This window comes from Flavobacterium sp. WC2421, from assembly GCF_040822115.1.
Lineage (GTDB): Bacteria > Bacteroidota > Bacteroidia > Flavobacteriales > Flavobacteriaceae > Flavobacterium.
On record NZ_CP162004.1, the window covers coordinates 1,418,803 to 1,430,703 of the forward strand.

The window sequence follows — 11,901 nt, forward strand, 5'->3', positions numbered from 1 at the left end:
ATGAAATCTAACCTATTCACTCTTTTATTATTTATGGCTTCTTTTTCTTCTAGCTTATATGCACAAGAATTCAAGCTAGGTAAAGTTTCTATTGCGGAACTTCAAGAAAAAAATCATCCAAAAGATACTGCTGCAGTTGCTGCAATTTTATACAAAAAAGGAGAAACTAATTTTGAATATACAAATGACGCTGGTTTTACCGTAGTTACTACTGTTGATGTTCGTATTAAAATCTATAAAAAAGAAGGTTATGATTGGGCAAATCAACAGGTAATATTTAGAATGGGAAGCTCTTTTAAAGAAAAAGTCACTTTTTCAGATGCAATTACTTATAATTTGGTTGATGGAAAAATAGAAAAGACAAAACTAAAAAGTGAAGGTGAATTTGAAGAAGTAGTTGATAGATATTGGAGTAAAAAGAAAATTACGATGCCTAATGTAAAAGTAGGTTCAGTAATAGAATACCAATATACTATTAAATCTCCAAACGTAGGTTCCCTTAGAGATTGGTATTTTCAGTCAAGAATACCAGTGAATTATTCTGAATATAAAACTTATATACCAGAATATTATACTTATTCAACCCATTTTAAAGGGTTTGTAACTCCAACAATTACTTCTGACAAAAAGAACAAAGAAATAGTTATGGTTGACAAGGAAATAATTATTGGGCAAGGAACCAAATTTTCGGAAAGAAAGACTTTTTATCAAGAAACGAATACAAACTATGTGGCTAAGAATCTTGCTGCTGTGAATGAAGAGGTTTATGTCAATAATGTCGATAATTATATTAGTAGTGTGTCGTTAGAATTGTCAATGATTAAATCTCCAAACAAACCTGTAGAAATGTTATCTACAGATTGGAAATCGGTTGTAAAGACCATCTATGATTATGAAGATTTTGGCCCTGAATTAAATAAAACAGGCTATTTTGAGGATGATTTAAAGGGTGTTATTGCTGGTTTAACAACTACTGATGAGAAAGTGTCAGCCATTTTTAATTTTTTAAAAACAAAGGTAAAATGGAACGATTATTACGGGTATTCTTGTAATGATGGAGTGAAAAAAGCCTATAAAGATAAAACAGGAAATATAGCTGAAATTAACTTGATGCTTACCGCTATGTTGCGCTATGCGAATTTAACTGCTAACCCAGTTTTAGTAAGTACCCGTTCTAATGGAATTGCTATGTTTCCCAATAGAACTGCTTTCAATTATGTTATAGCTGCTGTTGAAACTCCTACTGGGGTTATATTGCTTGATGCTTCAGATAAATTCTCAACACCAAACGTTTTGCCATTTAGAGCGTTGAACTGGATTGGCAGGTTGGTTAGAAAAGATGGAACATCAGATGAAGTGAATCTAATGCCTAACTCATTGTCTAATACGACAGTGATGATGAATTATTCTATTGATGCTAATGGACTTATAACAGGAAAACTAAGAAAACAACAAACAGATTATAATGCAATGGTTTTTAGGGACAATGTTAATAGCGTTACTGAAGATGCTTATTTAGAAAAATTAGAGAACAATAACAATAGTATTGAGATAAAGGAATATTCTAGAAATAATGAAGCAAATCTTGGATTGCCAATAATGGAAACCTATGCCTTTTCGGGATCTAATTTGAGTGAGCGTATTGGAGGAAAAATTTATGTAAAACCCTTGTTGTTTTTTACTGATCTAAAAAATCCTTTTAAACAAGAAGTAAGAGAATATCCTATTGATTATGGATTTCCTTTTTTAGAAAAATATACAATAAATATTAATATTCCTGAGGGATATAAAGTAGAACAGCTTCCAGCTCCAACTGTGATTACAATGGAAGATAACCTAGGAAGTTTTAAATTTATGACCACTTCATCTGATAATTCAATTCAGTTAGCAATTACGCATCAAATAAATGAAGCAATCGTTTCTTCAGAATATTATTCCATGCTTAAATCCTATTATCAAGGGATGATTGATAAACAAAGTGAAAAAATAATATTAACAAAAATCTAATTACAAATGCATCTAAAAAAAACTTTCTTGCTTGTTTTATTTGTTTTTCTATTTTCTAAAACAAATGCCCAAAATTTCGAATTAGGAAAAGTATCTATTGAAGAACTACAAGAAAAAGCACATCCAAAAGACAATGATGCTGTTGCTGCGGTATTATTTAAAAAAGGAAAAACTAGTTATGATTATTCCAAAAGTAACGGATTTGTAATGACTACTGAGGTGCAAACACGAATTAAGATTTACAAGAAAGAAGGATATGATTGGGCTAATCAAAAAGTAAGATACTATATAGGCAATAGTTCCAAAGAAAATGTCACCTTTTCAGATGCGATTACCTATAATCTTGTCGATGGAAAAATCGAAAAAACAAAACTGAGTAAAGACGGTGAATTTGATGAGGTTGTAAATCGATATTGGGGCCAAAAAAAAATATCTATGCCCAATGTGCAAGAAGGTTCAGTAATTGAATTTGAATATACTATAAAAACGCCTTATGTAGGCAGTCCAAAAGACTGGAGTTTTCAAGCGAGTATTCCAGTCAATTACTCGGAGTATCGTACTTTTATTCCTGAATATTATACTTTTAATGTTAATTATAAAGGATTTATATTTCCAAAAGTAACAGCTGAAAAAAAGGCAAAAGCAGTTCTTTTTTCTACAATGGAAAGAGATGAAGGTGCTGGATTAATGAAAGGACAAGCCAGTAATTACAGTCAAAGTAAATTATCGTACGAAGAAACGAGAACCACTTATTTAGCTGAAAACTTGCCTGCAATGAAAGAGGAAGCGTATGTTAATAATATTGAAAATTATACGTCTAGTTTAATTCAAGAACTTTCTCTTATTAAATATCCAAATCAACCACTGAAATCGTTATCCACCGATTGGAAAGCAGTGGCCAAAACAATTTATGATTATGATGATTTTGGTTTAGAATTGGAAAAAACGGGTTACTTTGAAAATGATGTAAATGCTGTAATCGCAGGTCTAAATACACCAGAAGAAAAAGTGGCAGCCATTTTTAATTTTGTTAAGGCTAACGTAAAATGGAATAATTATTATGGATATTCTTGTAATGACGGAGTTAAAAAAGCCTACAAAGATAAAACGGGGAATATTGCCGAAATTAACCTAATGTTAACCGCTATGTTGCGTTATGCTGGATTAACTGCTAATCCAGTATTGTTGAGTACACGTTCTAACGGAGTTGCGATCTTTCCAAATAGAACTGCTTTTGATTATGTAATAGCAGCAATAGAAACACCTAGTGGATTAGTTTTACTGGATGCTACCGAAAAATTTTCATTGCCAAATGTGCTTCCTCTAAGAGATTTAAACTGGTTTGGTCGCTTAATTAGAAAAGATGGTACATCAACAGAAGTAAGCCTAACTCCAACAACGCTTTCGAGGGAAACGGTGAATATGAATGCTGTTGTAAGTAAAGAGGGTTTTATATCAGGGAAGTTAAGAAAACAATTTACGGATCAAGAAGCATTATCGTTCCGACAAAAAAATGCAGCAACGAAAGAAGATACTTATTTAGAAGAATTAGAGAGTGATAACAATAGTATTGAAGTCAATGAATATACAAGAGAAAATGATTTAGACTTATCAAAACCTATCGTAGAATCGTATGCATTTAAAGACACTAAGGATTTTGAGAGAATCAATGATAAAATTTATATTACTCCGTCCTTATTTTTAGGAGTCAAAGAGAATCCTTTTAAACAAGAATCAAGAGAATACCCTGTTGATTTTGGTTTTCCTGTTCAAAGTAAATACAATATTACGCTTGAAATTCCGGAAGGATATGTGGTAGAAACCATTCCTACAGGCTTGAATATTGCCGGTGTTGACGGAATAGGAACTTTTAAGTATGTTATTGCCAATACAGGAAATAAAGTGCAAATTATTATGACATCTGAGATTAGTAAAGCTATTGTTGCAGCCGATTATTATCAAGCATTAAAAGAGTTTTTTCAAAAAATACTTGACAAACAAAACGAAAAAATTATTTTAAAAAAAGTATAATTAAATGAAGTATTGCAAAGTTGGAATTGTTTTAGTTGTTTTTCTTCTCTTTTCAAAAAGCAGTGCCCAGAATTTAGAATATGGTAAAGTAACAAACCAGGAGTTGCAAGTGAAAGTGCATCCTCTAGATTCAACTGCAGCAGCTGCAATTATTTTTAAAAAAGCGAGGACCTATTTTGTGTATGAACGAGGAAATGGCTTTTATCTATACCATGATTTTAATATTAGATTTAAAGTGTACAAAAAAGAAGGTTTAAAATGGGCCGACTTTAGCGTCATTTATCTCAATAAGAGAGAGGGGTTTGAGGAAGAAATTGTTAAGTTTTCAAATTGTGTTACTTATAATTTAGAAAATGGAGAATTAAAAGAAACACCGCTCAGAACGGAGGGTAATTTGAAAACTAATATTAATAAATATTGGAATCAGACATTAATTACCATGCCAAACGTAAAAGTGGGTTCCATATTTCAAATCAATTATACTGTGAAATCTAGAAATAATGTGCGGTTTCCCGTATTTAATTTCCAGTATGAAATCCCTGTTAATTATGCAGAATATCAAACGGATATTCCAGAAGTATTCATCTATAAAACACTTTTAACGGGGTATAATAAAGTAGAAGCCACTTCAAAGATTGTAAAAGAAACGGAATCATTTTCTCATAAATACAATCAGCAATCTGATTTTCCGTATAAATATCAATTGGCAAGCTATAAAGCAGAGAATATTCCTGCCTTAAAAGAGGAGGCTTATATTGATAATATAAAAAATTACAGATCTTCCATACAGCATGAATTAGAAACTACTCGGTTTCCGTTTGATGGAGTAGTTGACTATTCAATGACTTGGGATGGAGTAGCTAAGAATATTTTTGATTACAATAGTTTCGGGAGAGAACTCAATAAAGACAATTATTTGGATGCATATGTAAAAGCACTCAATTCCAATGTTACTACTGAAATAGATAAGCTGGAAACCATTTTCAAATTTGTTCAAGCTAAAATGAATTTTGATGGAGATTACAGTATTTTGACAGATAAAGGAGTTAAAAAAGCATATAAGGATGGTACTGGAAATACCGCCGAAATAAATCTCATTTTAATTGCAATGCTTAAAAGTGCTGGAATCAAAACTGATCCAGTATTAATAAGTACAATACAGCATGGAGTTCCAGTTTACCCAAATAGGACCGTTTTTAATTCAGTTATTGCAGCAGCAGAAATTGATGGAAAACAAATTTTAATGGATGCTTCCAATAAATATTCTTCAGTTGGTATTTTGCCATTAGAAGATTTAAACTGGACGGGTCGTTTAATAAAGGAAGAGGGAGATTCCCAAGAGATAAATTTAGTACCAGATAAAAATTCCAATGAAAATGTAAATATTGTAGTTGCTTTAGATGCTCAAGGGAAAATGGTTGGACAAACTAGAATTCGCAAAACAGACTATGTAGCTCAAAGGTTTAGAGAGAGTACCGCTTTATTGACTGATGATAAATATCTTGAAAAATTAGAATCTGATTTAGGTGGAATTCTAATTGATGATTATAAACAAGTTAACGATGATACTAACTCATCTACTGTCATAGAAAGTTTTAAATTCACATCAAACAAACATTGCGAAATCATAGCGGGTAAAATATACATAAATCCTTTGTTGTTTTTTAATACTACTCAAAATCCATTTGTGTTGGAAAAAAGACAAATGCCTGTTTATTTTGGATATCCAAAAACGGACAAGTATAATATCAACATTGAAATCCCAAAAGGATATAAAGTAGTTTCTGTTCCGCAGCCCATAAAAATTTCAACAGCTAATTCAGTTGGGTCTTATTCAATAAATATAGCATATGACAATGATAAAATACAAATTGTAATTGTAAAAGAAATAAACTTAGCTGTTGTTCCTCCTGATTTATATGATGCTTTAAAAGATTTCTTTCAAAAAATGATGGAGAAGCAGAATGAAAAAATTGTTTTAACAAAAATCTAATAACAGATGTCTTTAAAAAAAATAGTGTTTATTTTTTTATTTATTTTTTCTTTTTCGAAAAGTGACGCCCAGAATTTTGAATACGGTAAGGCCTCTCAAGAGGAATTGCAACAGAAAGTGCATCCACTAGATTCAACAGCAGCTGCCGCAATTATATTTAAGAAAGGTAGGACGTTTTATACTTATAGAAGAAATAATGGATTTATCTTAAATCATGAATATACTTTTAGAATAAAAATTTATAAGAAAGAGGGTTTAAGCTGGGCTACTTTTCAAGTTCCCTATTATGTAGGGTATGAAAAATACAATGATGATGTAGTTAAATTTTCAAATTGTGCAACTTATAATCTGGAAAATGACATTGTAGTTAAAACAAAGCTTAAAGGAGAAGGGGTTTTTAAGAATGAGATAAATAAGAATTGGGCTGAGGCATCAATTTTGTTGCCAAATGTAAAGGTAGGCTCAGTGATAGAGATCAAATATTTGCTTAAATCAGAAAATTTAGTAAAATTTCCTGTTTATAATTTTCAATATGATATTCCGGTAAATTACGCGGAATACGATACGGAAATTCCAGAATATTTTGTATACAAGCCAATTCTTACAGGATATACATCAATAAAATCAGAGGCTAAATATGCGCAAGGAAGTCAAAATTTTGAAGATGAGCATGGACAATCGGGAGGTTTTCGTTATAGCCAAATAAACAGCAAGTATAGTGTTGAAAATATGCCTGCATTGAAAGAAGAGGCTTTTGTTGACAATATTATAAACTATAAAACAGCGTTGTATCATGAGTTGGAAAGTACTCGTTTTCCTAATGAAAAAGTAAAGGACTATTCGATGACTTGGGAAGGAGTGACAAAAACCATTTTTAAAGATAATGATTTTGGAAAGCAACTGGAGGAGCGAGATTTTTTAATGCAAGACATTAAATTGATTCTTAAAGATGTTGAGGAAAAGAATAAACTAAATGTGATTTTTGAATTTGTAAAAAACAAAATGAATTGGAATAACGAATATGGTTATTTTACTAATAGAGGAGTGAAAAAAGCCTATTTGGAAAAAACGGGTAATTGTGCCGAAATCAATTTCATTTTAATAGACATGCTTAAATTAGCAGGAATAAAAGCAAATCCTGTTTTAATAAGCACGGTAGATCACGGAGTTCCTGTTTATCCGAACCGAACAGTTTATAATTATGTAGTTGCTGCAGTTGAAAGGGAGGGAAAACAAGTTTTATTAGACGCTACTCAAAAATACACCACCCAAAATATTTTGCCTCTAAATGCTTTAAATTGGAACGGGCGACTGATTAGAGCAGACGGTACATCGGAAGAAATTATTTTGGCACCCACTTTTCAATCGAATATCAATTATACCGCTTTAGCAAATATTGATTCCCAAGGAAAAATTTCAGGAAAATTAAGAATTCAAAAAACAAATTATGAGGCATATAGTTTTAGAGAAAAAAACAATGCTATCAACACCGATACCTATCTTGAAAAATTAGAAAATGAATTGGGTGGAGCACGCATTACTGATTACAAAATAGAAAATAGAGAAACAGATTTAATGAATCCTATTACTGAAACATTTACTTTTGTGTCCAACAATCATTATGAAAGAATAGGAGGAAAGTTGTTTATTAATCCGTTATTGTTTTTTGCTTATCAAAAGAATCCTTTTGTTATGGAAAAAAGGCAAATGCCAATCTATTTTGGATTTCCAAAACAAATGCGGTACAATTTGACCTTGGAAATTCCAGAAGGATATGAAGTCGAATCATTACCAACAGCTATAAAATTAACTACTGAGGATAATACGGCCGTTTTTAGTATTCTTTCGGCTAGTTCAGGAGATAAAATTCAAATTTCTATAATTAGGGAAATTAATAAAAGTGTTATTTCTCCAAGTTACTATAACACGATAAAAGATTTTTTTCAAAAAATGATTGTTGCACAAAACGAAAAAATTGTTTTAAAAAAAATATAAAATGGACTTGAAAAATTCGCAATTAGACGTAGACAACTGGATCAAAGAACATGGAGTTCGTTATTTTAATGAACTGACTAATATGGCACAATTAACCGAAGAGGTTGGAGAAGTAGCTCGTATTATTGCCCGTCGTTACGGAGAACAATCAGAAAAAGAAAGCGATAAAAACAAAGACTTAGGGGAAGAATTAGCTGATGTCGTTTTTGTAGTTTTATGTTTGGCAAACCAAACAGGAATTGATTTACAAGCGGCTTTCGATAAGAAAATGGATTTGAAATCGGTTCGTGATAAGGATCGTCATAAAAACAACGATAAACTTAAATAATGTGATTTATAAATTATGAATTATAATTGAGGAGTAGTAAATTGCGCCCGAAAGTTTTTGAGTTCAAAGCTACAGCCACAACTCATAATTCATAACTCATAATTAAAACCATGAATTTACTGTTACAAACTACCCACTCTAATTTACAAGCGCAAATTGCTGTTACCGGATCAAAAAGTGAAACCAATAGACTTTTGTTATTGAAAGCACTTTTTCCTAATATAACATTAGCAAATACATCCAACTCTGACGATAGTGAGGTGATGGAGAAAGCATTGAAAGGAAAGGAAGAAATTGTAGACATTCATCATGCAGGAACAGCAATGCGTTTTCTTACTGCTTTCTTTGCAGTAAACGAAGGACGTGAAGTGGTGTTGACTGGTTCACAACGTATGACAGAGCGTCCTATAAAAGTGTTGGTGGAAGCATTGGAACAATTAGGAGCAAAAATCACTTACGAAAAAGAAGTAGGATATCCACCTATTCGAATCAAAGGACAAAAAATTACCGCTTCAAAAGTAAATATTCCAGCTAACGTAAGTAGCCAATACATTTCGGCTTTAATGTTGGTTGCACCAAAATTAGAAAACGGAATCGAAATAAATTTAGTTGGTGAGATCACATCAGTACCTTATATCAAAATGACTTTGGCTTTGCTAAATGATTTAGACGTAAAAACAAGTTTTGAAGGAAATGTAATTAAAGTTTTTCCAAAAGCAACAGTAGAGCCAAAAGTAATGACAGTAGAATCCGATTGGAGTTCAGCTTCGTACTTTTTCAGTTTGGTGGCCTTGGCCGATAAGGCTTCAATATCATTGAGTAGTTACAAGGAAAATAGTTTACAAGGAGATTCCGCTTTGGTTGAAATCTATAAACAAATGGGTGTTATTTCTCGATTCGAAAATAATACGTTAACATTGACAAAAGACACCAACTTTAAACCGGAGACTTTAAACTTAGAGTTAAACAACACACCCGATATTGCACAAACTATCGTGGTTACTTGTCTAGGACTAGGAATTGGTTGTCATTTAACAGGACTGCATACCTTGAAAATTAAAGAAACAGATAGACTGGAAGCGTTACGCATTGAGTTGACAAAACTAGGTGCTACTATTTCGGTGACGAATGATAGTTTGACATTAATCGCATCTACAAATATCTATCATAATATTAAAATCGCCACTTATAATGACCATAGAATGGCAATGGCATTTGCACCATTAGCATTAAAAGTGCCAATAATAATTGAAAATGCCGAAGTAGTTTCTAAATCCTACCCTGATTTCTGGGAAGATATGAAAAAACTAGATTTTATTATTTCCTAAGTTTTTCAATATTTATCAATGTTTATGGCATCTAACCCTTTATGGTTTTAAACTGTAATGTGGTTTGCTTAAAATAAACAGCAAAACACTTGACAACGCCTATCTCACAGTCGTATATTTGCATCCGCTTAGTTATTTGATTTTCAATTAACTTTTTGTCACCCTATGCTCGGTCCTAGGGTTCAACTTAAACAAAAAAATAAAGATGAAATTATCACATTTTCAATTTGATTTACCAAAAGAACTTCTTGCAGAATTTCCCGCAGAGAATAGAGACGAGGCTCGTCTAATGGTTATTGATCGTAAAAAACAAACAATCGAACATAAAATGTTTAAAGACGTTATCGATTATTTTGATGATGGTGATGTTTTGATTTTGAATAATACTAAAGTTTTTCCAGCACGTTTGTACGGAAATAAAGAAAAAACGGGTGCTAGAATTGAAGTTTTCTTATTAAGAGAACTAAATGCAGAACAACGTTTATGGGATGTTTTAGTAGATCCAGCTCGTAAAATCAGAATCGGAAATAAATTATATTTTGGTGATGATGACTCATTAGTTGCTGAGGTAATTGACAATACTACTTCTCGTGGTAGAACATTGCGTTTTCTTTACGATGGTTCTTACGAAGAATTCAGAAAAAAATTAACGGAACTTGGAGAAACTCCAATCCCAAAATATATTTCTAGAGACGTAACTCCTGAAGATGCGGAACGTTACCAAACTATATACGCTAAAGAAGAAGGAGCTGTTGCAGCACCTACTGCAGGATTGCACTTCTCTAAGCATTTATTGAAAAAATTAGAAATTAAAGGAATTAAATTTGCTGAGGTGACACTTCACGTAGGTTTAGGAACTTTTAATCCAGTTGAGGTAGAAGATTTATCTAAACATAAAATGGATTCTGAGGAATTAAAAATTACTCAAGAAGCGTGTGATATTGTAAATGATGCTAAAGCTAAGAAAAAACGTATTTGTACTGTAGGTACTACTTCTATGCGTGCAGTTGAAAGCTCAGTTTCTTCACATGGAACGCTAAATCCTTTTGATGGTTGGACAAATAAATTCGTTTTTCCTCCTCATGATTTTAGTTTAGCAACGTGTATGATTACTAATTTCCATACACCAAAATCTACTTTATTAATGATGGTTTCTGCATTTTGCGGACACGATTTAATGAAAAAAGCATATGAAGAAGCAATCAAAGAAAAATATAAATTCTATTCTTACGGTGATGCCATGTTGATCATCTAATAAGAAATAAAGGTTAATTCACTAAATCTCGTCAGCAATGGCGAGATTTTTTTTTTGGGCGTGCCCCAAGGGTCGGGCTATTCGCTACAATCTTATTTAGTATTTCGCTATCGCTCCATAATAAATAAGGATTTTCACTTCACACGAGCGATAGCGAACTGGCGAAGCAATCCCTCACGCAACAATGCATTTAGAATGAATTAGTCTACTTGATACACTAGTTTTACAGTAATGGTCGCGGTTTTGTTTTTGGAACTCGTATTAAAGGAGCCGCCATAAGAAAAATCTTCTGATGAATTTTGGCCAATAATTTGAAAAACACCCATATCTGATTTTTTTAAATTTCCAAGACTGGCATCTGCATTTTCGGCAATGCTCTTTGCTCTTGTACTAGCGTCTTTCGTTGCTTCAGCAATCATCTTGATTTTTAATTCTGCAAGTTTTGTATAATAATATTCGGGAGCACTAGAGTAAAATTCAACTCCGGAATTAATTAACTCAGTAGATTGTCTTGATATTTCTTCAATTTTATTCACATCCTTAGATTGGATATTTACACTTTGAGTTAAAGTAAAACCAGTAAAAATCTGTTGTCTGGTCGTGCCATTTTCATTATAAGTAGTTTCAAAATCTTTGTTGAAATTCACTGCCGAAAACACCATTTCAGTAGTTTGGATGCCCTTTCTTGTAAGATATGTTTTTATTTTTTCTCTATCATTATCAAGACTGGCGTAAGCGTCTTTCAACGTACTGCTTTTTTTAGAAAAAGAACCATTCCAAACAATTAAATCAGACACAAAATCTTTTTTACCTAGTCCTGTAACACTAATAATATCATTATTTTTATTTCGATTCTGAAAAGCATTCGAAAATAAATAGGCAGAAATCACCATTGCAATGGATAGAATAAGGACGTTCAAATTATTTTTAAGCATATTTTTATTTTTAGGCGCTATCAAATATA

The 11,901-nt window shown here is 32.0% G+C and carries 8 protein-coding genes; 7 read left to right on the plus strand and 1 reads right to left on the minus strand.

Annotation, left to right across the window (positions count from 1 at the left end; translation table 11 throughout):
- From AB3G33_RS05995 to queA, 7 genes are all read left to right on the plus strand, one after another.
- Positions 1-2,007 carry a DUF3857 domain-containing protein gene (locus tag AB3G33_RS05995; protein WP_367773373.1) on the plus strand — a complete coding sequence of 669 codons (2,007 nt, stop codon included), beginning with the start codon at positions 1-3 and terminating at the stop codon, positions 2,005-2,007.
- 6 nt (positions 2,008-2,013) lie between these two features.
- The gene (locus tag AB3G33_RS06000; RefSeq protein ID WP_367773375.1) at positions 2,014-4,038 is read left to right on the plus strand and encodes a DUF3857 domain-containing protein; all 2,025 of its coding nucleotides are present in this window, start codon (positions 2,014-2,016) and stop codon (positions 4,036-4,038) included.
- A 4-nt stretch (positions 4,039-4,042) separates the two neighbouring features.
- Positions 4,043-6,031: a DUF3858 domain-containing protein gene (locus AB3G33_RS06005; RefSeq protein WP_367773377.1), complete on the plus strand. Its 1,989-nt coding sequence runs from the start codon at positions 4,043-4,045 to the stop codon at positions 6,029-6,031.
- 6 nt (positions 6,032-6,037) lie between these two features.
- On the plus strand, positions 6,038-8,026 hold the full coding sequence (locus AB3G33_RS06010; protein WP_367773379.1) for a hypothetical protein: 1,989 nt from the start codon (positions 6,038-6,040) through the stop codon (positions 8,024-8,026).
- Position 8,027: 1 nt separating this feature from the next.
- Positions 8,028-8,354: a nucleotide pyrophosphohydrolase gene (locus AB3G33_RS06015; protein ID WP_367756977.1), complete on the plus strand. Its 327-nt coding sequence runs from the start codon at positions 8,028-8,030 to the stop codon at positions 8,352-8,354.
- 110 nt (positions 8,355-8,464) lie between these two features.
- Positions 8,465-9,682, plus strand: a complete 1,218-nt coding sequence (gene aroA / locus AB3G33_RS06020; protein ID WP_367773381.1) for a 3-phosphoshikimate 1-carboxyvinyltransferase — start codon at positions 8,465-8,467, stop codon at positions 9,680-9,682.
- Between the two features lie 205 nt (positions 9,683-9,887).
- On the plus strand, positions 9,888-10,937 hold the full coding sequence (gene queA / locus AB3G33_RS06025; RefSeq protein ID WP_367756981.1) for a tRNA preQ1(34) S-adenosylmethionine ribosyltransferase-isomerase QueA: 1,050 nt from the start codon (positions 9,888-9,890) through the stop codon (positions 10,935-10,937).
- A gap of 200 nt (positions 10,938-11,137) precedes the next feature.
- Here queA and AB3G33_RS06030 read toward each other — a convergent pair whose 3' ends face one another.
- On the minus strand, positions 11,138-11,872 hold the full coding sequence (locus AB3G33_RS06030; protein ID WP_367773383.1) for an SIMPL domain-containing protein: 735 nt from the start codon (positions 11,870-11,872) through the stop codon (positions 11,138-11,140).
- Between the last annotated feature and the right edge of the window lie 29 nt (positions 11,873-11,901).

Coding starts and splice junctions, on each gene's coding strand:
- AB3G33_RS06030 (WP_367773383.1), bottom strand. CDS start 11,872: ATGCTTAAAAATAATTTGAACGTCCTTATTCTATCCATTGCAATGGTG.
- AB3G33_RS06000 (WP_367773375.1), top strand. CDS start 2,014: ATGCATCTAAAAAAAACTTTCTTGCTTGTTTTATTTGTTTTTCTATTT.
- AB3G33_RS06010 (WP_367773379.1), top strand. CDS start 6,038: ATGTCTTTAAAAAAAATAGTGTTTATTTTTTTATTTATTTTTTCTTTT.
- aroA (WP_367773381.1), top strand. CDS start 8,465: ATGAATTTACTGTTACAAACTACCCACTCTAATTTACAAGCGCAAATT.
- AB3G33_RS05995 (WP_367773373.1), top strand. CDS start 1: ATGAAATCTAACCTATTCACTCTTTTATTATTTATGGCTTCTTTTTCT.
- AB3G33_RS06005 (WP_367773377.1), top strand. CDS start 4,043: ATGAAGTATTGCAAAGTTGGAATTGTTTTAGTTGTTTTTCTTCTCTTT.
- queA (WP_367756981.1), top strand. CDS start 9,888: ATGAAATTATCACATTTTCAATTTGATTTACCAAAAGAACTTCTTGCA.
- AB3G33_RS06015 (WP_367756977.1), top strand. CDS start 8,028: ATGGACTTGAAAAATTCGCAATTAGACGTAGACAACTGGATCAAAGAA.